At 71.6% G+C, this 22,175-nt stretch carries 23 protein-coding genes; 8 read left to right on the top strand and 15 right to left on the bottom strand.

The genetic code is table 11. The features are described 5' to 3' along the window. Positions 1-141 precede the first annotated feature (141 nt). On the top strand, positions 142-1,089 hold the full coding sequence (locus ID574_RS38820; RefSeq protein WP_188194001.1) for an aldo/keto reductase: 948 nt from the start codon (positions 142-144) through the stop codon (positions 1,087-1,089). Between the two features lie 127 nt (positions 1,090-1,216). Next, positions 1,217-2,038, top strand: coding sequence for a hypothetical protein (locus ID574_RS38815; RefSeq protein ID WP_188194000.1), 822 nt, complete (start codon positions 1,217-1,219; stop codon positions 2,036-2,038). A 133-nt stretch (positions 2,039-2,171) separates the two neighbouring features. Here ID574_RS38815 and ID574_RS38810 read toward each other — a convergent pair whose 3' ends face one another. From ID574_RS38810 to ID574_RS38800, 3 genes are all read right to left on the bottom strand, one after another. Then, positions 2,172-4,307, bottom strand: a complete 2,136-nt coding sequence (locus ID574_RS38810; RefSeq protein ID WP_188193999.1) for a sensor histidine kinase — start codon at positions 4,305-4,307, stop codon at positions 2,172-2,174. A 226-nt stretch (positions 4,308-4,533) separates the two neighbouring features. Continuing rightward, entirely contained in the window at positions 4,534-5,298 is a 765-nt protein-coding gene (gene fabI / locus ID574_RS38805) for an enoyl-ACP reductase FabI (protein WP_188193998.1), read from the bottom strand. A gap of 1 nt (position 5,299) precedes the next feature. Further along, positions 5,300-5,995 carry a beta-ketoacyl-ACP reductase gene (locus ID574_RS38800; protein ID WP_188193997.1) on the bottom strand — a complete coding sequence of 232 codons (696 nt, stop codon included), beginning with the start codon at positions 5,993-5,995 and terminating at the stop codon, positions 5,300-5,302. A 77-nt stretch (positions 5,996-6,072) separates the two neighbouring features. On the opposite strand from ID574_RS38800, the gene ID574_RS38795 reads away from it, so the two are divergent. Together ID574_RS38795 and ID574_RS38790 are read left to right on the top strand one after the other, a co-directional pair. Then, on the top strand, positions 6,073-7,566 hold the full coding sequence (locus ID574_RS38795; RefSeq protein WP_188193996.1) for a TldD/PmbA family protein: 1,494 nt from the start codon (positions 6,073-6,075) through the stop codon (positions 7,564-7,566). Beyond that, complete coding sequence (locus ID574_RS38790; RefSeq protein ID WP_223167526.1) at positions 7,566-8,936, top strand: metallopeptidase TldD-related protein; 1,371 nt, start codon at positions 7,566-7,568, stop codon at positions 8,934-8,936. The genes ID574_RS38795 and ID574_RS38790 overlap by 1 nt, the downstream gene beginning before the upstream one ends. A gap of 28 nt (positions 8,937-8,964) precedes the next feature. Here ID574_RS38790 and ID574_RS38785 read toward each other — a convergent pair whose 3' ends face one another. The 4 genes from ID574_RS38785 to ID574_RS38770 all read right to left on the bottom strand — a co-directional run bounded on the left by ID574_RS38785 (position 8,965) and on the right by ID574_RS38770 (position 11,486). Next, complete coding sequence (locus tag ID574_RS38785; RefSeq protein ID WP_188193995.1) at positions 8,965-9,564, bottom strand: dihydrofolate reductase family protein; 600 nt, start codon at positions 9,562-9,564, stop codon at positions 8,965-8,967. Positions 9,565-9,625: 61 nt separating this feature from the next. Then, complete coding sequence (locus ID574_RS38780; RefSeq protein ID WP_188193994.1) at positions 9,626-10,183, bottom strand: arsenate reductase/protein-tyrosine-phosphatase family protein; 558 nt, start codon at positions 10,181-10,183, stop codon at positions 9,626-9,628. A gap of 28 nt (positions 10,184-10,211) precedes the next feature. Next, positions 10,212-11,189, bottom strand: a complete 978-nt coding sequence (locus tag ID574_RS38775) for a linear amide C-N hydrolase (protein WP_188193993.1) — start codon at positions 11,187-11,189, stop codon at positions 10,212-10,214. An 84-nt stretch (positions 11,190-11,273) separates the two neighbouring features. Further along, positions 11,274-11,486 carry a dodecin gene (locus ID574_RS38770; protein ID WP_188193992.1) on the bottom strand — a complete coding sequence of 71 codons (213 nt, stop codon included), beginning with the start codon at positions 11,484-11,486 and terminating at the stop codon, positions 11,274-11,276. A gap of 99 nt (positions 11,487-11,585) precedes the next feature. Between ID574_RS38770 and ID574_RS38765 the strand changes: the two genes are divergently transcribed. Beyond that, positions 11,586-11,900 (top strand): DUF3099 domain-containing protein, encoded by a 315-nt coding sequence (locus tag ID574_RS38765; RefSeq protein WP_188193991.1) that lies wholly within the window; start codon positions 11,586-11,588, stop codon positions 11,898-11,900. 315 nt (positions 11,901-12,215) lie between these two features. Here the strand turns inward: ID574_RS38765 and ID574_RS38760 are convergent, their stop codons facing one another. The 5 genes from ID574_RS38760 to ID574_RS38740 all read right to left on the bottom strand — a co-directional run bounded on the left by ID574_RS38760 (position 12,216) and on the right by ID574_RS38740 (position 15,697). After that, entirely contained in the window at positions 12,216-12,473 is a 258-nt protein-coding gene (locus ID574_RS38760) for a DUF6457 domain-containing protein (RefSeq protein ID WP_188193990.1), read from the bottom strand. A gap of 244 nt (positions 12,474-12,717) precedes the next feature. After that, a complete protein-coding gene (locus ID574_RS38755; protein WP_188193989.1) occupies positions 12,718-12,903 on the bottom strand; it encodes a hypothetical protein in 186 nt (61 codons plus the stop codon). 340 nt (positions 12,904-13,243) lie between these two features. Next, positions 13,244-14,233 carry a GTP 3',8-cyclase MoaA gene (moaA, locus tag ID574_RS38750; RefSeq protein WP_188193988.1) on the bottom strand — a complete coding sequence of 330 codons (990 nt, stop codon included), beginning with the start codon at positions 14,231-14,233 and terminating at the stop codon, positions 13,244-13,246. A 100-nt stretch (positions 14,234-14,333) separates the two neighbouring features. Continuing rightward, positions 14,334-15,326: a Rossmann-fold NAD(P)-binding domain-containing protein gene (locus ID574_RS38745; RefSeq protein WP_188193987.1), complete on the bottom strand. Its 993-nt coding sequence runs from the start codon at positions 15,324-15,326 to the stop codon at positions 14,334-14,336. Then, entirely contained in the window at positions 15,323-15,697 is a 375-nt protein-coding gene (locus ID574_RS38740; RefSeq protein WP_188193986.1) for a winged helix-turn-helix transcriptional regulator, read from the bottom strand. The genes ID574_RS38745 and ID574_RS38740 overlap by 4 nt, the downstream gene beginning before the upstream one ends. A gap of 137 nt (positions 15,698-15,834) precedes the next feature. Here ID574_RS38740 and ID574_RS38735 point away from each other — a divergent pair, with 137 nt between their 5' ends. Further along, the gene (locus tag ID574_RS38735; protein ID WP_188193985.1) at positions 15,835-16,482 is read left to right on the top strand and encodes an NAD(P)-dependent oxidoreductase; all 648 of its coding nucleotides are present in this window, start codon (positions 15,835-15,837) and stop codon (positions 16,480-16,482) included. Between the two features lie 82 nt (positions 16,483-16,564). Here ID574_RS38735 and ID574_RS38730 read toward each other — a convergent pair whose 3' ends face one another. Together ID574_RS38730 and ID574_RS38725 are read right to left on the bottom strand one after the other, a co-directional pair. Next, positions 16,565-17,059 carry a hypothetical protein gene (locus ID574_RS38730; RefSeq protein ID WP_188193984.1) on the bottom strand — a complete coding sequence of 165 codons (495 nt, stop codon included), beginning with the start codon at positions 17,057-17,059 and terminating at the stop codon, positions 16,565-16,567. Between the two features lie 133 nt (positions 17,060-17,192). Continuing rightward, positions 17,193-18,002 carry a ribosomal eL19 family protein gene (locus tag ID574_RS38725; protein WP_188193983.1) on the bottom strand — a complete coding sequence of 270 codons (810 nt, stop codon included), beginning with the start codon at positions 18,000-18,002 and terminating at the stop codon, positions 17,193-17,195. 133 nt (positions 18,003-18,135) lie between these two features. Between ID574_RS38725 and ID574_RS38720 the strand changes: the two genes are divergently transcribed. Beyond that, complete coding sequence (locus ID574_RS38720) at positions 18,136-18,666, top strand: hypothetical protein (protein WP_188193982.1); 531 nt, start codon at positions 18,136-18,138, stop codon at positions 18,664-18,666. Positions 18,667-18,708: 42 nt separating this feature from the next. Here the strand turns inward: ID574_RS38720 and ID574_RS38715 are convergent, their stop codons facing one another. Next, positions 18,709-20,547, bottom strand: coding sequence for an AMP-dependent synthetase/ligase (locus ID574_RS38715; protein WP_188193981.1), 1,839 nt, complete (start codon positions 20,545-20,547; stop codon positions 18,709-18,711). 136 nt (positions 20,548-20,683) lie between these two features. Here ID574_RS38715 and ID574_RS38710 point away from each other — a divergent pair, with 136 nt between their 5' ends. Further along, positions 20,684-22,171 carry a peptide MFS transporter gene (locus ID574_RS38710; RefSeq protein WP_188193980.1) on the top strand — a complete coding sequence of 496 codons (1,488 nt, stop codon included), beginning with the start codon at positions 20,684-20,686 and terminating at the stop codon, positions 22,169-22,171. Positions 22,172-22,175 lie beyond the last annotated feature (4 nt).

Below are 22,175 nucleotides of genomic sequence, written 5' to 3'. Positions count from 1 at the left end.
CTCACGGCGGCCCGATCACGCCCGGGCTGCCGCCACGGCGTCGCCCACCAACCCGGGGGCTGCCGCTACGGCGTTGACCACGAACAACAGTAGTGCGGGAGCCCGGTGGAGCAGGTTTCTTGTTGGTAATCTGGCGGGATCATGGAGCAGCGCTATGTCGGCCACAGCGGCCTGTCGGTGTCCCGGCTGGGGCTCGGCACGATGACCTGGGGGCGTGACACCGACGCGGACGAGGCGGCCGCCCAGCTCCGCACGTTCCTGGACGCGGGCGGCACCCTGGTCGACACGGCCGACGTCTACACCGGCGGCGACGCCGAGCGGCTCCTGGGCCGGCTGCTGCGCGACTCGGTGCCGCGCTCCGAGCTGGTGATCTCCACCAAGGCCGTGGTGACGCCCGCGGGGCGCCGGCCGCGCGACGCCTCCCGGCGCCACCTGATCGCCGCGGTCGACGACTCGCTCAACCGCCTCGGGCTCGACTACGTCGACCTGTGGCAGCTGCACACGTACGACGAAGAGGTGCCGCTGGAGGAGACCCTGGCCGCGCTCGACGCGATCGTCTCCTCCGGCCGCGCCGTCTACGCCGGCGTGTGCGACTACACCGGCTGGCAGCTGGCCGCCGCCGCGGTCACCCAGAAAATGATCCCCGGCCGCATCCCGATCACCTCGGCCCAGGTCGAATACTCGCTGCTGGCCCGCGAGCCGGAGCGCGAGCTGCTGCCCGCGGCCGCGCACCTCGGCGTCGGGGTGCTGGCCTGGTCGCCGCTGGGCCGGGGTGTGCTGACCGGGAAATACCGCACCGGCATCCCGGCCGACTCACGGGCCGCGACGCCGCATTTCGCCGATTTCGTCCGCCCGTACCTCGACGAGAGGAGCCGGCGTGTGGTGGAGTCGGTCATGACCGCGGCCGACGGGCTGGGGGTGTCGCCGCTGGCCGTGGCCCTGTCGTGGGTGCGCGACCAGCCGGGCGTGGCCTCGGCGATCGTCGGCGCCCGTACGCACGCGCAGCTCACCGGGGCCCTGCCGGCCGAGGACGTGGTGCTGCCCATAGAGATCCGAGAGGCCCTCGATGACGTGTCGTCACTCGACTGACCGGGAACGAGAGACTCTCTCGTGTATCACTAGTCGATACCGAATCGCAACGTTACCTGCCAAACGCCTGCGTCCAGCGAACGATGTCCATAAAGATTTCCCCCGGAAGCGACGCAGGAGGGGACGGATGGGGAGCAGGACCGCGATCTCGGCTGGGGTGCTCGCGGTGGCGCTGGCGGCCGTCCCGAGTGCGGCGCCCGCCGCGACGGCCGCCACCGCGACGCAGGACTGCACGCGCGAAGAGGGCCTGCTCTCGGGGGTGACCAACACCCTGTGCGACGTCGTGAAGACGGTCACGGGCACGGTCGACTCCCTGACGGGCGACGCGACCGATCCGGTGACCAGCGGCGTGGACGAGACCACCGACGACGTACTGGGCAAGGTCGGCAAAGCGGTCCCGACCGGCAAGGCGTCCCCCTCCGATTCGGCCAAGCCGTCGCCCGGCCCGACCAAGACCGGGCTGGTGCCCGAGACGCTCAACGACGTATGCCTGCCGGTGCTGGCCTGCGAGGGCGGCACCGTCCCCGACACTCAGTCGCCCAGCCCCACGCCGTCCGACGACCGCACGGGCCGGCCGCGCGCCCGCGACAAGGAGTCCTCCACCGTCCCCACCGCCGATCCCACGCCGCCGCAGAGCCGTCCGCAGCAGATGGACACCGGGCGGCCGGTGGCCGAGCAGCCCACCGCGGACACCGACGAGCCGCGGGTGGACCTGCTGTGGCCCAACCCGTTCGCGCACGAGCTGACGGTCCCGATGCAGGACCAGCGCGTGGTCCGCCCCACGCCGCCCGCCTCCGACGTGCTGGGGACGGCGCTGACGATCGCCCTGCTGGGGTCGGCGGTGCTGGCGACCCGGATCGTGCAGCAGCGGCGGCAGCGCACGGAGCCGGTGGAGTCGATCCCCTTCGAGCCCGCCCACGTCGGCAGCGGGCGGCATCGCCTGGCATGACCTCGCCTCGCCCGTGAGGATCCCTGCACCGGGTTCGGGCGGGTGAGGGGCGAGCCGGGGCACGGCCAGGGGCCAGGCGTGATGTGCAGACGTCCAGGACATGCCGATGCGCCTGTAGTCGGAACGCGGTGTTTCAGGGTGCCGGGACGGCGGTGCCGAGAGGGAGGGAGACCTCGATGAGGGCGCCGCCGTCCGGTGGCGAGGAGATCATGCAGGAGCCGCCCACCTCCGCGGCGCGTTCCCGCATCGAGGACATGCCCACACCACCGGGCCCGGATTCCGCCAACCCCACGCCGTCGTCACGCACTCGCAACGACAACACCGAGTCCGCGTGCAGCGTCACCGACACGGTCGTGGCATTCGCGTGCCGGATCGCGTTGGTGAGCGCCTCCTGGAGGATCCGGTAGACCGCCACCTCGAGGGCCGCGGGAAGACCCGACAGGTTCCCGCTCACCGACACCGTGATCAGCGGAGCTCTGCCGTCCCCGCCCTCCAGAACGGCCCCGTTCCCGGCTCGGACCATGAGGGCTTTCCCGCGTGCCGCGACGGCGGTCCCGTCGACCAGGCCTGAGGTTGGGTCGGGGTCGGGGCCGGCGACCGGCCCGGCGCCGCCCGCGCCCATCGCCTCGGCGGCGAGCGCGCGCACCGCGCCCTCCAGACCCAGGTCGTCGAGCACGGGCGGGCGCAGGCCGTGAACCAGCTCGCGAATCTCGATGGTCACCCTGTTCATGCCGGCATGCAGATCGCGCAGCATCTGGTCGGCCTGCTCCGGCGACGTCCTCAGCGTGTGCCGCGCCGAGGTGAGTGTCATGGCCATCCCGGCGAGCGATTGGCCGAGACCGTCGTGGAGGTCGCGGCGGAGCCTGCGGCGCTCCTCCTCCCTGGTGCCGAGGATGCGCTCGCGGGAACGTTGCAAATCGGCGGTGAGTCGTACGGCATGAGCGATGTCGGCGACGTAGGGCGTCAGCGCATTGATCACACGCTCGCTGTGGGCGGCGGGAAAGCGGCGTGGTCCGGGCGCGCCGATGAGCAGCCGGCCGACGTTCTCACCGTGCCATACCAGCGGTACCACGCGGGCGGTTCCGGCGTCGATCTGCCCGCTCTCGACATAGTGCGGCTGCCCGTCACGCACCTCGATGGCCGCGCCCGTGACCGCGAGGCCCTCCCGTACCGCGGCGACCACCGAGGCCAGCGAGGTGGCCGGGTCGGCGTCGTGCACCTCACGGGCCAGCCGCCGCGTCAACGCCTCGGGATCGCCCACGGGGCCGTAGAAGAGGCGGTCGAGCAGCCGCTGCAGCCGACGGCGGAGCGGCCGGAAGAACGCCCCGGCGAAGAGCGCCGCGGCCACCCCCTGCAGCTGGCCGTACTCGGACAGGAACAGCCCGAGTAACGCGCCGACTCCGATGTACATCGCGCTGACCGAGCCCACCACGCCGACGGCGACCATGGTTCTGCTGACCAGCGTGTCGATGCCGTACAGCCGATAGCGCATGACCGCGACGGCGACCGCGACCGGTATGGCGGCCGTGGTCAGCATCGCCAGCGGCGAGTAGGGCGCCCAGAACTCGACGATCAGGTTGGCGGCCACGGCGTACAGCAGCCAGCCGATCTGCCGCCGGCTGACGGTGTCCGCGGCGCGGAACCTGACCAGGAGCGACAGCAGGCAGACCGCCTCGAGCAGGTAGGAGTAGCTGAAGGGGATGGCGGCCGGCCACTCGTTCAGCGGGTCCAGCCAGGCCACTTCCAGCGGGTTCGGCCCTCTCCGCGAGGTCGGGGGGACGACACGGCAGATGTACGCGATCGACTGGACCGCTATCACGAGGCTCACGACGACGGCGACGGGGCGCCATCGCCGTGACGGCAGCCGTCCGTCCGGGTACAGCAGCGGCAGCAGAAGGTCCACCGCGAGCACTCCGAGGCCGCCGAGGGCGGTGTTGACGATGAGGGGGTAGTACTGGGCCGGCAGGTCGCCCTGGTAGGCGAGCCACTCGTACACCGCCTGCGACGGCCCGAGCACCGCGATCGCCATGCCGCCCCCGACCATCAGCCACCCCACGCGGACCTTCGGCCGCCGGACGACCAGCAACGCGCCGAGCACCGGATAGGCGATGCCCACCACGTCGTCGCCGGTGAGCACCGCAGGCCTCACCCGCGCCTCGATGGGCAACGCGAACCGGCTCACGGCCGCCGCCACCACAAGGACCACCGAAAGGGCGGCCAGTCCCCCGGCCACCAGGCCCGCCGTACGGGCTCCGGTGAGTCGGCACACCCCGTGCTCCTCCCCCGCCACGCCACCCGTGAGATGCGGCGTCGCCGGAGCTTAACGCTTGCTGGAGGGTGCCTGTCCAGTGACCGGGGCCCCGGCCGCTCGAACACCGCCTGGGCGTCGCAGGCCGTTGCTCACGAAGCTTCTCCAGCCGACCCGGTGCGAGCGCCTGGGTCCGTTCCCACCTGCGGCGTGAGCTGGGAGGCTCTCGTCTTCCACCAGGGCCGGGTCAGGCGCCGATGGCGTGGACGCCGCCGTCCACGTGGACGATCTCGCCGGTCGTGGCCGGGAACCAGTCGGACAGCAGGGCCACGCACGCCTTGGCGGCCGGGAGCGTGTCGGACAGGTCCCAGCCCAGCGGGGCCTTGTCCGGCCAGCTGTCCTCGAACTCCTTGAAGCCGGGGATCGACTTGGCCGCCATCGTGCGCAGCGGGCCCGCCGCGACCAGGTTGACGCGGATGTTCTGCTTGCCGAGGTCGCGGGCCAGGTAGCGGTTGCACGACTCCAGGCCGGCCTTGGCGACGCCCATCCAGTCGTAGACGGGCCACGCCTTGGAGGCGTCGAAGTCGAGGCCGACGACCGCGCCGCCCTCCTTCATCAGCGGCAGGCAGGCCACCGCCAGCGCCTTGTACGAGTACGTCGACACCTGCAGGGCGGTGGCGACGTCCTCCCACGAGGTGTTGAGGAAGTTGCCGCCGAGCGCGGTCTGCGGGGCGAACCCGATGGAGTGGACGACGCCGTCGAGGCCGTCGACGTGCTCGCCGACCCGGTCGGCCAGCGTGTCGAGGTGCTCGGTGCTCTGGACGTCGAGCTCCAGCACCGGCGCCGGCTCGGGCAGGCGCTTGGCGATGCGCTCGACCAGGCTGAGGCGGCCGAAGCCGGTGAGGACGACGGTGGCGCCCTCCTGCTGTGCCAGCTTGGCGACGGAGAACGCGATCGAGGAGTCGGTGAGCACGCCCGTCACCAGGATCCGCTTGCCTTGGAGAATGCCCACGTCAGTGCCCCATTCCGAGTCCGCCGTCGACCGGGATCACGGCCCCGGTGATGTAGGAGGCGTCGTCGCTCGCCAGGAAGCGCACGACGCGCGCGATCTCCTCGGGGGCCGCCTGCCGCCCGAGGGGGATGTTGGCGACGATCTTGTCGTGGTCGAGGTCGGCCGTCATGTCGGTGGCGACGAAGCCGGGCGCGACCACGTTGACCGTGATGTTGCGCGAGCCGTACTCGCGGGCCAGGGAGCGGGCGAAGCCGACCAGGCCGGCCTTGGAGGCGGCGTAGTTGGCCTGTCCCGCCTGGCCGGACAGGCCCACGACGGAGGAGATGAGGACGATGCGGCCGCGCTTGAGCTTCATCATGGGCCGGATGGCCCGCTTGGCCACGCGGAAGGCGCCGGTCAGGTTGGCGTCGATGACGTCGGTGAAGGCTTCTTCCTTCATCATCGCCAGCAGCGTGTCCTTGGTGATGCCGGCGTTGGAGACCAGGACCTCGACCGGGCCCTGCTCGGCCTCCACCTTGTCGAAGGCGGACTCGACGTCGGCGGTGCTGGTGACGTCGCAGCGCACGCCGAACAGACCCTCGGGCGGCTCTCCCGATCGATAGGTGACCGCGACGGAGTCGCCGGCCGCGGCGAGTTCACGGGCGATCGCGAGGCCTATGCCGCGATTGCCCCCGGTGACGAGTACAGAGCGTGCCATGCCACCTGACGCTATCTCCTACCCGCCGGTATCCGGTTGTCCGGGTGACACAAGATCACGGGGTTAGGATCGTGGACATGCGCCAGATCGATCCCGATTTCCTGGAGCTGCCGCTGCGGCAGCTCGCGGACGCCGCCCTGCAACGCGCTCGCGACCTCGGCGCCGAGCACGCCGACTTCCGGCTCGAACGCGTCAGAGCCGAGACGCTCAGCCTCTACGACACCCGGCTCGAGGGCGCCATGGACGCCGACGACCTCGGCTACGCCGTGCGCGTCGTCAAGGGCGGCACGTGGGGGTTCGCCGCCGGGATCCATCTGACGCCCGAGGCCGCCGCGACGGTGGCCGAGCAGGCGGTGCGGGTGGCGGAGGTGAGCGCGCCCATCAACAGGGAGCGGATCGAGCTGGCGCCCGAGCCGGTGCACGCCGAGGCGGTGTGGGTGTCGGCGTACGACGTCGACCCGTTCGACGTGCCGCAGGCCGACAAGGTGGGCCTGCTGGCGGAGTGGTCGGCCGGGCTGCTCAAGGGCGCCGACCACGTCTCGGCGCGGCTGCTGCAGGTCAAGGAGCAGAAGTTCTACGCCGACACGGCCGGCACGGTGACCACGCAGCAGCGGGTGCGGGTGCACCCGAAGCTCAACGCGATGAAGGCGCACGAGACCGGCTTCGACGACATGTCGACGATCGCGCCGCCGGTCGGGCGCGGCTACGAGTACCTGACGGGCACCGGCTGGGACTGGGCGGCCGAGCTGGGCCGCCTTCCTGAGCTGCTGGCGGAGAAGCTGGCGGCGCCGTCGGTCGAGGCGGGCGACTACGACCTGGTGATCGACCCGTCCAACCTGTGGCTGACGATCCACGAGTCGATCGGCCACGCCACCGAGCTGGACCGGGCGCTCGGCTACGAGGCGGCGTACGCGGGCACCAGCTTCGCCACGTTCGACCAGCTCGGCGAGCTGGTCTACGGCTCGCCGCTGATGAACGTCACCGGCGACCGCACCGTCACCCACGGCCTGGCCACGATCGGGTACGACGACGAGGGCGTGCAGGGTCAGAGCTTCGACATCGTCAGGGACGGCATCCTGGTGGGCTACCAGCTCGACCGGCGGATGGCGCTGATGAAGGGGCTCGGGCGCTCCAACGGGTGCGCGTTCGCCGACTCGCCCGGGCACATGCCGATCCAGCGGATGGCCAACGTGTCACTGGTGCCGGCGCCCGACGGGCCCTCGACCGACGAGCTGATCGCGGGCGTCGAGCGGGGCATCTACATCGTCGGCGACAAGAGCTGGTCGATCGACATGCAACGCTACAACTTCCAGTTCACCGGGCAGCGGGCGTACAAGATCTCGCACGGCAAGCTGGCCGGTCAGGTCAGGGACTTCGCCTACCAGGCGACGACGACGGACTTCTGGTGGTCGATGGAGGCGGTGGGCGGCCCTGAGACGTACGTGCTGGGCGGGGCGTTCAACTGCGGCAAGGGGCAGCCGGGGCAGGTGGCGCCGGTGAGCCATGGATGTCCGTCGGCGCTGTTCAGGGGCGTGCGGATCCTCAACACCGTTCAGGAGGGTGGTAAGTAGTGACCCCGCAGGAGATGGTGGAGAGGGCGCTGGAGCTCTCCCGGAACGACGGCTGCGTGGTGCTCGTGGACGAGGGGTCCACGGCCAACCTGCGCTTCGCGGGCAACACGCTCACGACGAACGGCGTGGCCCGGTCGTCGCGGCTGACGGTGATCTCGATCGCGGGCGAGGGCGTGGGGGTCGTGTCGCGGGCCTCCGTACGCGACGAGCAGCTCGCGGACGTGGTGGCGGCGGCCGACGCGGCGGCGCGGGACGCGCGGCCCGCCGAGGACGCCCGCCCGCTGGTCGAGGCCGGCCCTGCGTCGGCCGAGTGGGGCGAGGCGGTGCGGCCGACCGACATCGGCGTGTTCGAGGGGTTCGCGCCGGCGCTCGGCGAGGCGTTCGCGGCGGCCGAGTCGGGCGGCAGGAAGCTGTACGGCTTCGCCGAGCACTCGTTCACCTCGACCTTCCTCGGCACGTCCGCGGGCGTGCGGCTGCGCCACGACCAGCCGACGGGGCGGCTGGAGCTCAACGCCAAGTCGGCCGACCTGAAGCGGTCGGCGTGGACGGGCGTGTCCACACAGGACTTCACGGACGTGGACGTGGCCGCGCTGGACTCGTCGCTGGCGCAGCGGCTGGAGTGGGCCAAGACGCGGGTGGACCTGCCGGCCGGGCGCTACGAGACGCTGCTGCCGCCGAGCGCGGTGGCCGACCTGATGATCTACCTGTTCTGGTCGGCGGGGGCCAGGGACGCGCTCGACGGGCGCTCGGTCTTCTCCAAGCCGGGCGGGGGCACCCGGGTGGGCGAGCAGCTGGCGACGCTGCCGGTGACGCTGTCGAGCGACCCCGGCGCGGACGGCATCGCGTGCGCGCCGTTCGTGACGGCGCACGCCTCCAGCAGGCAGAGCTCGGTGTTCGACAACGGGCTGCCGCTGGCGCCGACCGACTGGATCAAGGACGGGCGGCTGGAGGCGCTGCTGCAGACGCGTTACTCGGCCGAGCTGAGCGGGCTGGCGGTGACGCCGGCCATCGACAACCTGATCATGAACGGGCCCGAGGGCGGGCGCCCGCTGGAGGAGATGATCGCCTCCACGCAGCACGGGCTGCTCGTGACCTGCCTGTGGTACATCCGGGAGGTCGATCCGCAGACGCTGCTCGTCACCGGCCTGACCAGGGACGGCGTCTATCTGGTCGAGCACGGCGAGGTCGTCGGCGAGGTCAACAACTTCCGCTTCAACGAGAGCCCGGTCGACCTGCTGGCGCGGCTGACGGAGGTCGGGGCGAGCGAGCGCACGCTGCCCCGGGAGTGGAACGACTACTTCCAGCGGACGGTCATGCCGCCGATCCGGGTGCCGGACTTCAACATGTCCACGGTGAGCCAGGCCAGCTGACGTGCCGCGCCCGCCCCTCCGGTGACCGTCAGGGGCGGGCGACCCGGTAGCGCACGTGGGTCACGCCGTCGGACGGGATGACGGAGACCTGCTCCAGGTCGACCGGCCCGATCCCGTCGAGCAGGCGGACTCCGGAGCCGAGCAGGCACGGCACGACGCTCAGCCGGATCTCATCGAGCAGGCCGGCGCGCAGGAGCCCGCGGGTGACGCCGGCCGCCGACACCGACACGTCGCGCCCGTCCGCGGCTTCCTTGGCCAGCTTCACGGCCCGCTCGACGCCCTCGGTGACGAAGGAGACCCGGGGGCTCCACTCGCCCTCGGCGGGCGGGTTGTGGGTGAGAACGAAGATCGGGACGTCGATGGGGTGGCCGTCCCGCCAGCCGCGGGCGATGTCGAACGTCCGGCGGCCGCTGATCATCGCCCCGCAGTCGCGGTACCAGCCCTCGACGATCTGCTTGCTGGTGTCGGGAGGGCAGAAGTACCGGTTGATCCGGTTGGACTCCGGGCCGGCGGTGAACCACTCGAACAACCGCCCGCCGCCGTCCCCGAGGGGGTTGTCCAGACCGTCGTCCGCGCCGGCGATGAATCCGTCCAAGGAGATGCTCAGCTCGACGAACACCGTGCTCATGTCCCGCTCCTTTCGTACGTCACCTGGTTGACCGCCTCGGGGAGCGAAACTCATCGGAGGGTCAGCGGGGGCCGAGGAGGGCGCCCAGGGCGTGGCTGAGGGACTCGCCGAGGCTCTTGGCGCAGGTCTCGTAGCCTTCCGGCGGGCCGCCGTACGGGTCCCACACCTCCATCACGCGCCGGAGGTCGCGGCGCTGGGCGGCCGACTGGACGATGGCGCGGGCCCGTTCCACCGTGTCCGACCGGTAGCGGCGGTGCCCGTCACCGGAGGCGAGCTGGGCGAACTCCGGCAACGTGAACGTCTTCTGCGCGGCCGCCGGATCGAGGCCGACCGCGACCCCCACGTGCGCGGTCTCCATCGTCAGCAGCAGGTCCGCGGACCTGACCAGGTCGGGGTCGAGCATCCGGGCCCGGTGCGCCCGCCCGTCGAGGCCGAGCTTGTCCAGAGCGGCGACCGCGTGCGGCGCCATCGGATGGCCGACCAGAGCGCGGACCCCGGCGCTCCCCGTCGCCACGGGCAGGGGTGCGGAGCGGAGCATCGCGCCGGCGATCACTTCTGCCATGGCGGAACGGCAGATGTTGGCCGTACACACCAGGAGGATGCGGAACTCAGCCGTCACATCGGCCAATCTAACCCGTGGAGTCGGATCATGAGAGGCGGATGGTGTGGACGCGTTCCCAGCGCTGCCCGGCGACGAGCCTGGCGCTGCCCGCGTCCAGGTCGTAGACCACGGACCAGCGGGTGTGCCGCTGGGCCACCCGGCGCAGCAACTCCAGGGCGTCGGCGCGGCCGCCCTCGGCCAGCTTGCGGTAGCGGGGGTCGGCCAGCCGGGCGGCGCGGTCGGTGCCGGTCATCGTGATGTTGGTGAGGACGCGGTCGTCGATGACGTTCATGCGGCCGTCGGCGTACTCGACGACGGCGGACCTGCCCGCCCGGTCGGCGATCAGGTAGTGCAACTGCGGGCCGCCGGTGAAGTCCAGGTCGTAGCGGCGCATGAGCGCGATGGCCTCGGGGACGGTGGCGGCCCGATCGAGCAGGAGGCGGATGATCCGCACGCCGCTCACCGTGACCCGCCCGGGCGTCCTGGCCGGCAGCCGCGCGTCCGGCGCCTGGGCCAGGCCGACGGCCAGCCCTTTGTCGTTCACGCCGTCGAACGGGGCCAGCACCGCGTGCGCCAGCCGCCGCCGGTCCTGGGGGGCGGCCAGGTCGGGCGGGCCCGGCGCGGCGAGCAGGTAGGAGACGTCCACGAGGGAGAGCGAGGCGTGGGCACCGGGCGGGCGGGCGTGGACGATCATGGCGGGGTTTGGGTCCCAGTCGAAGTTCCTGCCGAACTCGCCCGGGCGGTGGAAGAGCGAGCACGCCCATCCGTCGGCCTTCCTGGCCAGCTCGGCGTCGGTGAGCGGGGCCTCGGCGTCGTAGCCGCCGTGGTAGGTCATCTCGTACAGCGGCAGCCCGGCGTCCACCAGGCGCAGGCTCGAGGCCGTACGGGCGATCTGGTCCGGGGTCTGGCGCAGGACCTCTCGCACGGCGGCGGGCGCGGGGGCGCGTGGGGCGGGGGCTGCGGCGCAGGCGGGCGCGGCGGTCAGGGCCAGCGCCGCCAGCACCGCGACGGTACGGCTCCGCATGCCCGCAGTGTGCCGTCCGGCGCCCGCCCTGTCACGTCCCATCGGAAAAGCCCTCGAAGGCCTGTCAAGCCCCCTGGAGGCCGCTCAGGCGTCTTCCAGGCGGAAGCCCACCTTCAGGCCGACCTGGAAGTGCGCGACCTCGCCGGCGTCGATGTAGCCGCGGATCTCGGTCACCTCGAACCAGTCCAGGTGACGCAGCGTCTGCGCGGCCCGCTTGATGCCGTTGCGGATGGCCTGGTCGACGCTCTCCCCCGACGTGCCGACTATCTCGGTGACCCGGTACGTTCGATCCGTCATCTCGTCCTCCTCCTTACTCGAAGGCCATGATCGCATGACCCCCGTCGCCGCCCGGGTGCGCCGTCGCGTCCCGCTCGTCCGAGGTCTACGGTGGAAGATATGAAGGGGTGGCGCAGGAAACCAGACGTCCACCAGGTCACCGACGCCAGGCCGTCGCTGTCGGCCGACATCCGCAAGCGGGAGATCAGCTACCTCATCAAGATGGGGATCCGCACGATCTGCCTGATCCTGGCGGTCGTGGTGCCGTTGCCGTGGCCGTACCGGCTGCTGTTCATCGCGGCGGCGGTCTTTTTGCCATACATAGCGGTAATCGGGGCCAATGAGAGGGGGAAGGCTGCCCCGCCTCCTACCTTTCAGAGCCCTGAGGCTAACCAAACCGAGATACCGCTGCATCGACGCGAGATCGGGTCGTGACTAAGTCTTGACGCATCCCATGGGTTGTAGGTGTACGCTTTAGCCAAGCGCTCCGGTCCCCCGTCGGAGTGCTGGTGCCGGCGTTCCGGGCCCCCGTCGGAACGCCGATGAAGCGACGCCGGGTGGTTTGCCCCCGTAACCACCCGGCGTCGCCCTTTCCTGGCAAAACCTTTGCCGACGGGCGATCAAGCGCCGCGGTGCCGGACCAGTTCGATAGGGCCGCTTTCCCGAAATCGTTTACACTCGCTCCCGCCTCGAAATTCACAGGAAATCTTCAGGTAGGAGCGAGCTTGACTTCAAGAGTTCGTTCGAGTGTCAGCTGTCGGTCAGGGTCTCAGTGGTGGCCTGTCCCCAGTTCTTCGCCAATGTGATCAGTTTCGCCACGGCGTCCTCCGGAGCGCTTCCCGATCCCTGGGCCAGGCCGAGTAGATAGGCGGTCAGGGGCGCGGCCGGGCGGGCGACGCCGTGGGCGACCTCCTTGGTCAGGTCGAGGATCTGGTCGCGGTCCACGGCGGCCGGGTCGATGCCCAGCTCCTTGCAGGCCAGCGCGGTCCATTCGTTGAGTACGTTCATGCGAGCCTCCTTCAGGTCGTCCATTGTGTCGCAGTCGAACCACGGCCGTCCGGGTCAGCGCCGGACGCGTGCGATCACGGGCGCGATCGCGTGACGGCTACCACCGGTCCGGCCGGTCATGTACCCGCCGCCGGTCCGGCCGGTCATGCCGCCAACGCCACTGAGCCGGGTGGTCGCCTGGTCGGCGGCGTCGGGTCGGCCCATTGCGTGGCGGATCCAACCAGCCCTCGTCGCTTGGCCGGTGTCATCTGCCCAGCGCCACGTGCGGTGGGCTCACCGGGGCGCCCGGCGACACACTGCCGACGCAGGCCGACACCGGCCGACGCAGGCCGACGCAGGCCGACACCGGCACGGGCCCATGGCGGCGGGTCGCCTCCTGGCCGGCCTGGTCGGCATGGGCGGTCGCCTTGAGCGCCAGGGTGGCGCGCATCGCCGCGCGGCCGGTTATCCCGGCGCGGATGCCGCGTCGCCGGCACCGTCGGGTAGGGAAGCCGCCCGGTCGGGCGCTTGAACGCTGCCGGCCGCATCGCCGGCACCGCTGACGAAGGACCCCTGCGGGTCGGGCGCTTGGATGCGGATGGCCACAGCCCCAGCAACGCCGACGAAGGACGCCGCCCAGCCGGGCCCTTGAGCGCGGGTGGCCACAGCGCCGGCGAAGCGGTGCGGTGTGCGGGCGGAGCCGTGGCCGTGGAGCGTCACAGGGGCGGGTCCGGCGGGTCCGGGGGCTTTGTCGGGTGGGGGCGGCATGGGGAAGGCATGCCGGCGGGCCGTCAGCCGCCGATGGCGGACATCGGGCGGGCCGGCTGGAGGAAGGTGGGGTCGTCGATGCCGTGGCCGGCGCGCTTGCGGGCGACGGCCGCGATCCAGCGCTCGGCGAGCTCGTCGTCGGAGGCGCCGGCCCGCATCGGGGTCTTCAGGTCGGACTCCTCCGTGGCGAACAGGCAGTTGCGCACTTGGCCGTCGGCGGTCAGCCGGACGCGGTCGCAGGCGCCGCAGAACGGCCGGGTCACCGAGCCGATCACGCCGACCCTGGCCGGCCCGCCGTCCACCAGGAACCGTTCGGCGGGCGCGCTGCCGCGGTCCTCCAGGTCGTCGACCGTGAGGTCGAACGAGTCCGACAGCAGGGCGAGGATCTCGTCGGCGGTGACCATGTCGGCGCGGTTCCACCGGTGCTGGGCGTCGAGCGGCATCTGCTCAATGAAGCGCAGTTCGTACCCCTGGTCGAGACACCAGCGCAGCAGCGGGACGGCCTCGTGGTCGTTGACGCCGCGCATGAGCACGGCGTTGACCTTGACGGGTCGCAGGCCGGCCGCGTCGGCGGCGGCGAGCCCGGCGATCACGTCGGCGTGCCGGTCGCGGTGCGCGAGCCGCTTGAACGTCCCGGGGTCGAGCGTGTCGAGGGAGACGTTGACGCGGTCGAGGCCGGCGGCGGCCAGCGGCTCGGCCAGGCGGGCCAGCCCGATGCCGTTGGTGGTCAGCGAGACCTGCGGCCGGGGCTCGAGCGCGGTGGTGCGGGCCACGATGTCGACCAGCTCGCGCCGCAGCAGCGGCTCGCCGCCGGTGTAGCGGACCTCGCTGATGCCCAGCCGCTCCACGCCGATGCTCACCAGGCGCACGATCTCGTCGGCGGTGAGCAGCTGGGCGTTGGGCAGCCAGTCGAGACCCTCGGGCGGCATGCAGTACGTGCACCGCAGGTTGCACTTGTCCGTGAGGGACACCCGAAGATCTGTCGCCACCCGTCCGAACGAGTCTCGCAACACGGGGCGTCACCTCCTTGTTCTCTCGCCAGGGGGCCAGCCTACGACGGCGGCCGTCCCGCACCCAAAACCGACTCTTCACCGCACGACAACACATTTGGCCCTAGATCGATTCCACTCCCCCACGACTCAGGGCCGCGTCGTCCGCCGCGGCGTCCTCATCGGTCCAGGGTGTGTCCGGCGGGTTGGCCAGGTGCCAGCGCACCGACTCGGCCACCCGCGCCGCAGGGTCGCCGGGCGACCAGCCGAGCAGCTCCTGGGCGCGGGCCGAGGACGTCAGCAGGTGCTGTGCGGGCGCGCCGGACAGCGCCAGGTCGGGAGGGAGGGCGTCGTCGGGCACGCGGACGAGGCGGGCGCCGAAGCCGGCGGCGTCGAGGATCTGCTGGAACCAGGCGCCCACCGTCACCGTTCCGCTCTCGCCGAGATTGAGCGCCTGCCCGTCGGCGGCCCGGGTGTCGAGGGCGGAAAGCACCGCGGTCGCGAGGTCGTCCACGTATGCCCTGGTCCAGAGCAGGTTCGCGGCGCCGACCGGGATGCGGTCGCGGCCGGCGCGGACGCGGCGCAGGATCGGCTCCTCCCTGCGTTGCCAGTCGTGCGGGCCGTAGATCATGGGCAGGCGGAGCACGACGGCGCCGCGCGGCAGCCACCGTGCCTCCACGTCGAGCTTGTCGTAGTCGTCGGGCACGCCCGGATAGCCCTTGCCGCGGTACGGGTAGCGCTCGCGACGCAGCTCGGACCCCTCGGTGATCGGCACGGGCGCCAGGCAGCGGCCGACCTGCAGCCCGGTGTAGGCCTCGTACACGTCTTGGCTGGACAGCACCACGGTCGGCACGTGCGGCAGCACCGGCAGGACGGCGTCCACGTCGGTGGCGGTGAGGGCGTGGGTGTCGACGACGGCCTGCGGGCCGAAGTCCTTGATCCGGCCGGCGTGGCGGGCCAGGTTGTGGCGTTCGGCCGTCAGATGCGTGCCCGGCAGGCCGGGCGCGGACCGGGGCGAGCCGCAGTGGGCCAGCATGATCTGGTCACCGCGTTGCGCGAGGCGTTCGGCGATGCGGCGGCCCAGGAACCAGGTGCCGCCGAGGATCAGGACTCTCATGTGCCCAGACTGGCCGCCTCCCAGGACTCGCGGGCGCGCATGAGCTCCGCCAGGTGGCGCCGCGACCACTCGCAGCCGGCGTTCATGGGTTCGAGCAGGCTGCGGCCGAGGTCGGTCAGCTCGTACACGACGCGCGGCGGGATCTCGTCGTACGCGGTCCTGGTGAGCAGGCCGTCGCGCTCCATGGCGCGCAAGGACTCGGTGAGGACCTTCGGGGTGATCCCGCGCAGCGGCGTCTGGAGCTCGGTGAAGCGGCGCGGTCCCGACTCCAGGCAGCGGATGATCTTAGCGGTCCACTTGTCGCCGATGCGGATGGGCGCGGCGACGGGCGGGCAACCGGTGAACATGTCCGGATCGAGCGGCACTCCCATGCCGAGCATCGTACGTGCGTGACGGCGACCTGCGGGGAACCGTGGGTGACTATCGTTGCGGATAGTGGCATGTCCGCCTCTAGCGTCTGCGGTGCGGCCGGGAAGCCCGGCCGGCAGGAGGCGAATGGAGGCCCGGCATGGGCAGGATCGTGGTGTTCGGGGCTGGCGGCCGGGCAGGGCGCCGGGTGGTCGCGGAGGCGGCCGGGCGCGGGCACGAGGTGACGGCCGTGGTCCGCGATCCGGGCAGGCACGGGGATCTGGCGGGCGACCGGGTGCGGGTGGTCGCGGGCGACGTCACCGACGCGGCGAGCGTGGCGGCGGCCGCGGCCGGGCACGACGTGGCGGTGCAGGCGGCCGCCCGGCTGGACGTGCCGTCGGAGGAGTTCTACGGGGCGGCGGCCCGCGCCCTCGTCGAAGGGCTGGGACGGGCAAAGGTGACCCGGCTGGTGGCGATCGGTGTCGGCACTCTGCTGGAGGTCTCGCCGGGGATCCGGCTCGTCGACACGCCCGGCTTTCCTGAGGAGGCGCGGGCGTTCTCGCTGGGGCACGCGGTGGAACTGGCGGTGTTCGAGGAGTCGGAGCTGGACTGGGTGGTGCTCGCGCCGCCGCCCGTGTTCCTCGACGAGGAGGCCGGCCGGAGCGGGCGTTACCGGATCGGTGACGGGCGGGTGCCGGACTCGGCCGAGGGCGCTCCGGTGTTCTCGTTCGCCGATCTGGCGGTGGCGGTGGTGGACGAGGCCGTGGGCGGCGGGCGTCACCGGGTGCAGGTCGCGGTGTCGTACTGATCCGCCGGGGGCCGGGCGATCAGGGCCGCTGTCGCCGCGCATGGCGGACGCCCGGCCGCGGCGGCCGGGCGTCCGGGTGACACTAGTGGTGGTGGCGGCCGATGACCTTGACCCAGTCCGTGGCCTGCGAGGGCTCCAGCCACTTGGCGCCCTCGAAGACCGCGCGCCACGTACCCGAGGTGCGGGCGGGCACGCGGGTGTGGAAGTAGCCGCCGCGGTTGGTCCTGACGGTGTCCACGTACTCCCACTTGCCGCTGCCGTCCGGCTGGAAGAGGATCACGATCCGCTTCCAGGCGAGACGGTGCCAGCGCTCCTGGCTCTTGCAGGTGTCGGCGTGGTGGACGTGCACGAACCCGTCGATGTAGTCCTCGTTGCACTGCACCGACAGCTTGCCCTCGAGGTCGATGGGCTTTCCGCGCCAGGCGGGCTCCGGGTTCGCGTCGAACTGCAGGCTCGTGTTGCCTCCGTCGATGTCGGGATCGACCTCGTCCGCGAGTGCGGGCGAAGCCGCGGTGGCCACCACGGTGGCGCTCAAGGCGGCGGCCGCCAGGCCGGCGGCGAGACGTCGCATCTTCAAATGACTTTCCTTCCCCGTCTCAAACGCACCCCTGGCTGGGCACGTCAACAGCCAATGACGCCTGATGGTGAAGAAAAGTTGCGACGTTGTTGATCACAATTCGACAACGCCTGATTTTGGCGTATTTAAGGTGTTATCCGGTTATTTGTTGGGATTTAGAGGCATCTGGTGCGTAGTGTTCTGTTCCGGTGTAGCGGACCCGCCAGTGGCCGGCCGTACGGCCCGGAATCGTCGTCACGAACGCGCCCGCGGCGTCCGTCGTGGTCTCGCCGACCTGTTCCCAGGAGGATGCGGTGTCCGGGCGCCAGAGGATCTCGAGGCGCTGCCTGCCGAACGGGCCGTAGTCGGTGAGGCCGCGCGGGTCGACTCTGGTCAGAGAGCCGCGCAGGCGTACGGCGCCCCTGGCCTGCTCCACCCGTACGGAGGAGAGCCTGGCCTCGCGCTTGAGCTGGAACGCCGCGTACTCCGTCACCGTCGCGCCGCCCTTGCCCGTGGCGGTGGCGGTGACCGTCCAGGTGCCTGTGGGGTAGTAGCGGCTCAGTCTCTTGTCGGGCAGGAAGCGCCAGGTCTGCCAGTCCCGGGCCATACGGGCCGCTGACGGGCTCGGTGTCGCCAGACGCCAGACGAGCCTCGGCGGGATGACGGGGCGGTTGCTCCCAGGCTGAGCGCCGACCTTGGGAGCCGTGTCCTGGGCCGCCGGGCCGGCGCCCTCGATCGCCGGGCTCGCGTCCCCGATCGCCGGGCCGGCGCCGGTGGCCCCTGGGCTGGTGCCAGCGGTCCCTGGGCTGGTGCCAGCGGTCCCTGGGCTGGTGTCGACGATCGTCGGTTCGCCGCCCTCGATCACCGGGCTGCTGCCCTCGACCGCGGGCGCGGCACCGCCTGTCGCCTGGCCGCCGCCCTCCACCGCGGGCGCGGCATCCGGGACGGGGCTCGTCCCCTGCACGGGTCCTGCGCTCTGCGGTGGCGCCGGGGCCTGGGCAGCGTCCGCGCCCTGGACCGGCTGGCCCCCCTGAATCGGCTGACCAGCCAGGACCGGCTGGGCGGGCTGGTGAAGCTGGGGCGACTGCGCCGGGGCGATGGAGTGGTTCGGGTCGGCCGACGTGCCGGGAGCGGTGGCGGTGGACGGTGACGGGCTGGGGGCCGAAGGCGTCGCGGCGGGCGGCGCGGCCGGGGCCGGAGAGGACGGAGCCGCGATCTGGGCTGACGGCGACGGGTTTGTGGCCGACGAAGACGCGCCCCCGGCCGAAGGAGACGCGCCCCCGGTCGTAGGAGACGCGCCCGTGGTCGACGGAGACGTGCTCCCGGTCGGCGGTGACGGGTCCGTGGTCGTCGGCTTGGACGTCAGGAGCGGGCCCGGCGGGGCGCCCGGCTCGACCTTGACGGCGACGCCGTTCCTGCCCCGCACTCCCCTGGCGACCACGTCGATCACCAGGCGGACGGAGCCGTGCGCCCCCACCACGGGCTCCGCGGGACGTACGGTGATGGCTTGGATGGCGAGCTCGGTCGCGGCGGCGGACGCCGGCGCGGGCGCCGCGAGCGTCCCCGCCGCGAGCGAGACGAGAAGTAGGCCTCTGGTCATGATCGAGACGGTAGGAACCGGCCGGTAATGACCAGGACCACGACACACGCCTCGAATGGCAAAGCCGGGATCAGCCGGAATAGAGCCCCTCGATGACGTCGGCGTACTTGGCGTGGATGATGCGCCTCTTCAGCTTGAGGCTCGGGGTGAGCTCCTCGGTCTCGGCGGTCCACTCGGTGCCGAGCAGCGCCCACTTCTTGACCTGCTGCACCTGGGCCAGCTTGGCGTTGGCGGCGGCCACGGCGGCCTCGACCTCCTTGAGCACCTCGGGGTGCTCGGCCAGCTCGGCGAGCGAGGTGTAGGTGATGCCGCGGGCCTGCGCCCAGCCGGGCGCGACCTCGGCGTCGAGCGTCAGGACGGCGACCGTGTGCGGCCGCCGGTCGCCGTACGCGAGCGCCTGGCCGATCAGCAGGTGCTGCTTGAGGTGGTTCTCGATCTCGGCCGGGGAGATGTTCTCGCCGCCGGCGGTGATGATGAGCTCCTTCTTGCGGTCGACCACCCGGTAGAAGCCGTCCTCGTCGACGGTGCCGATGTCGCCGGTGTGCAGCCAGCCGTCGGCGTCGATCAGCTCGGCGCTGGCCTCGGGGCGGTTGAGGTAGCCGCGGGTGTTGAGCGGGCTGCGGGTGAGGATCTCGCCGTCCTCGGCGATGCGGATCTCGACGCCGGGCTCGGCCCTGCCGACGGTGCCGAGGCGGTAGCAGGCCGGGCTGTTGCCGGTGAACGCGCCGGTCGTCTCCGTCATGCCGTACACGTCGATGACCTTGAGGCCGAGGCCGGCGAAGAAGTTCTGTACCTCGGGGGCCAGCGGTGCGGCGCCGGTGGCGGTCCACTCGGCGCGGTCGAAGCCGATCATGCCGCGGATGATCGACAGGAGCGAGGCGTCGGCCTTCTCGTACGCCTCGCGGATCTCGGTGGTGATCGTGTGGCCGTGCTGCCCGGCCTCGACGTACGCCTGCCCGGCCCTCATGGCCTCGCGGACGGCGGCCTGCTGCTCCTCGGGCTGGGTGGCGAGCACGGCGAGCAGGCGGGCCATCATCTTCTCCCACACGCGCGGCACGCCGAAGAACATCATCGGCCTGACCTGCCCGAGCGTGGCCCCGAGATTGGCCAGGTCGGTGCAGAAGTGCACGTGGGAGGCCTTCGTCAGCGGCAGGTAGAGGCTGAGGATGCGCTCGGCGATGTGCGCGTACGTGAGGTAGGAGATCTGCGTGCCCAGCATGGGCAGCGACGTCATGCGGTCGGTGGCGGCGCACTCGTAGAAGACGTTGGCGTGGGTGAGCGGCACGCCCTTGGGCATGCCGGTGGTCCCGGAGGTGTAGAGGACGGTGACCATGTCGCCGGGGGTGACGGCGCGCCAGCGTGCCTCGACCTGGCCGGGGTCCTCGGCCAGGCGGGCGCGGCCGAGCTCCAGGAAGTCGGCCCACGTCATGAACCGGTCGTCGCCGGCGGGCGCCCCCTCCAGCATGACGATCTTGCGGAGGGAGCCCAGCCGGTCGAGCACCGGCTGCCAGCGGGCGAGCTCGGCGGGGCCGCCGAGCACGGCGTACTTGGCGCCCACGTTCTCGGCCACGAACTGGATCTGCTCGGGCGCGAACGTCGCGTAGACCGTGCAGCCGACCCCTCCCGCGTGCACGGCGCCCAGGTCGGCGAGCACGTGCTCGCTTCGGTTGACCATCATCAGGGCGACCGGGTCGCCGCGTTCGAGCCCGAGCGCGGCGAAGGCGGCCGCGATCTCCAGGACCCTCTGGCGCGCCTGCGCGTAGGTCAGCGTCCGCCAGCCGTCGCCCTCAGGGTCCGAATAGGCGGGTGCGTCGGGATGCTGCTCGGCTACTTGTTGGAGCTGCAGGCAGACGGTACGGCCCGCGATCTGCTGCTCGATCTCGGCTCGGACCTCGAGGACTTCGGCCATGGCACGCGCCTCCAGTCAGTATTCACTTGCATGAATGGCATGCATCGCACCACACCCGCCGGGTAGCGGCAAGACCTCACGGGAAACGTTCCCGTTCAGTGATCGAGCAACCACGAAGACTCATCGGGGGCCTGGCATGACTGGCGGCGGCAGGACGTTCTTCGGACACCCGTGGGGCCTGGCGACGCTGTTCGGCACGGAGATGTGGGAGCGGTTCAGCTGGTACGGGCTGCGCGCCATCCTGGCCACGTTCATGGCGGCGTCGCCGGCGCACCAGGGCCTGGGCATGTCGCAGGAGACCGCGCAGGCGGTCGTCGGCGTCTACGGGGCGCTGATCTACCTGGTGGCGCTGCCCGGCGGCTGGATCGCGGACCGGATCCTGGGGGCGCGCAGGTCGGTGTTCTGGGGCGGGTTCGTCATCATGCTGGGCCACATCAGCATGGCGATCCCGGTGACGACGCCGTTCTTCGTCTGGTTCGGCCTGCTGCTGATCATCACCGGCACGGGGCTGCTCAAGCCGAACATCTCCGTCATGGTCGGCCGGCTCTACACCGAGGAGGACGACGGCCGCAGGGACGCCGGGTTCTCGCTGTTCTACCTGGGCGTCAACCTGGGAGCGTTCTTCGCGCCCATCGTGGTCAGCTGGCTGGCCGCCGGGGACCGCTGGCACTGGGGGTTCGGCGCGGCCGCGGTCGGCATGGCGCTCGGCCTCATCCAGTACGTGTGGGGCGGGCGGGCCCTGCGCGGCGTCGGCGAACGGCCGGGGCTGCGCCTTTCCCCCGCCGAACGGCGCCGCTTCGGCCGCCTGCTGGCGCTCGGCGTCGGCGCGACGGTGGCAGGGCTGGGCGCCTGGGTGGCGACCGGCACGTTCACGATCGACCGGTTCACCCTCGTGGTCACCGTGATCATCCTGGTGGTGCCCGTCGCGTACTTCAGCTACATCCTGGCGGGCGCCCACGGGCTCACCGAGGACGAGCGTGACCACATGAAGGCGTACATCTGGCTCTTCGCCGCCGCGGCGATCTTCTGGATGATCTACGACCTGGCGCCGAGCAAGCTGCTGTTCTTCGCCCAGGACCACACCGACTTGTCGTTGTTCGGCATCCCGATCCAGGCGGCCACGACGCAGGCGTTCAACCCGCTGTTCATCATGATCTTCGTGCCGGTGTTCGCGGCGCTGTGGGTGCGACTCGGCACGCGGGTGAGCACGCCGCAGAAGTTCGGGTTCGCGCTGATCACGATAGGGCTGAGCTTCGTGGTCATGGCGATCGCGGCCGGGCTGGCGGGGGCCGGCAGAGTGTCGGTGTGGTGGCTGGTGCTGGTCTACCTGATCCAGGTGTTCGGCGAGCTGGCGCTCAGCCCGGTCGGCGTGTCGGTGACCACGAAGCTGGCGCCGGAGGCGTTCAAGGGGCAGATGCTCGGGGTGTGGTTCATCGCGGTGTCGGTGGGCGACGCGGTCGGCGGGCAGACGGGGCGGCTCAACCGGGTGCTGTCGGAGCCCGCGTACTACTTGGTGCTGGCCGGCATGGCGGTCGTGGCCGGGGTGGCGCTGCTGATGTTCACGCGGCGGCTGCGGGTGCTGATGGCCGAGCACCACCACGCCGAGGCCCAGCCGTTGCGGTAAAGAT

The sequence above is a fragment of the Nonomuraea sp. SYSU D8015 genome, assembly GCF_008065375.1.
Lineage (GTDB): Bacteria > Actinomycetota > Actinomycetes > Streptosporangiales > Streptosporangiaceae > Nonomuraea.
The sequence above is the reverse complement of the archived record's forward strand: the minus strand, read 5'-3'. Positions and strand labels throughout refer to the sequence as shown.

Coding starts and splice junctions, on each gene's coding strand:
- ID574_RS38820 (WP_188194001.1), top strand. CDS start 142: ATGGAGCAGCGCTATGTCGGCCACAGCGGCCTGTCGGTGTCCCGGCTG.
- ID574_RS38815 (WP_188194000.1), top strand. CDS start 1,217: ATGGGGAGCAGGACCGCGATCTCGGCTGGGGTGCTCGCGGTGGCGCTG.
- ID574_RS38800 (WP_188193997.1), bottom strand. CDS start 5,995: ATGGCACGCTCTGTACTCGTCACCGGGGGCAATCGCGGCATAGGCCTC.
- ID574_RS38795 (WP_188193996.1), top strand. CDS start 6,073: ATGCGCCAGATCGATCCCGATTTCCTGGAGCTGCCGCTGCGGCAGCTC.
- ID574_RS38785 (WP_188193995.1), bottom strand. CDS start 9,564: ATGAGCACGGTGTTCGTCGAGCTGAGCATCTCCTTGGACGGATTCATC.
- ID574_RS38775 (WP_188193993.1), bottom strand. CDS start 11,189: ATGCGGAGCCGTACCGTCGCGGTGCTGGCGGCGCTGGCCCTGACCGCC.
- ID574_RS38770 (WP_188193992.1), bottom strand. CDS start 11,486: ATGACGGATCGAACGTACCGGGTCACCGAGATAGTCGGCACGTCGGGG.
- ID574_RS38765 (WP_188193991.1), top strand. CDS start 11,586: ATGAAGGGGTGGCGCAGGAAACCAGACGTCCACCAGGTCACCGACGCC.
- ID574_RS38760 (WP_188193990.1), bottom strand. CDS start 12,473: ATGAACGTACTCAACGAATGGACCGCGCTGGCCTGCAAGGAGCTGGGC.
- ID574_RS38755 (WP_188193989.1), bottom strand. CDS start 12,903: ATGCGCGCCACCCTGGCGCTCAAGGCGACCGCCCATGCCGACCAGGCC.
- ID574_RS38745 (WP_188193987.1), bottom strand. CDS start 15,326: ATGAGAGTCCTGATCCTCGGCGGCACCTGGTTCCTGGGCCGCCGCATC.
- ID574_RS38740 (WP_188193986.1), bottom strand. CDS start 15,697: ATGGGAGTGCCGCTCGATCCGGACATGTTCACCGGTTGCCCGCCCGTC.
- ID574_RS38735 (WP_188193985.1), top strand. CDS start 15,835: ATGGGCAGGATCGTGGTGTTCGGGGCTGGCGGCCGGGCAGGGCGCCGG.
- ID574_RS38720 (WP_188193982.1), top strand. CDS start 18,136: ATGGAGTGGTTCGGGTCGGCCGACGTGCCGGGAGCGGTGGCGGTGGAC.
- ID574_RS38715 (WP_188193981.1), bottom strand. CDS start 20,547: ATGGCCGAAGTCCTCGAGGTCCGAGCCGAGATCGAGCAGCAGATCGCG.
- ID574_RS38710 (WP_188193980.1), top strand. CDS start 20,684: ATGACTGGCGGCGGCAGGACGTTCTTCGGACACCCGTGGGGCCTGGCG.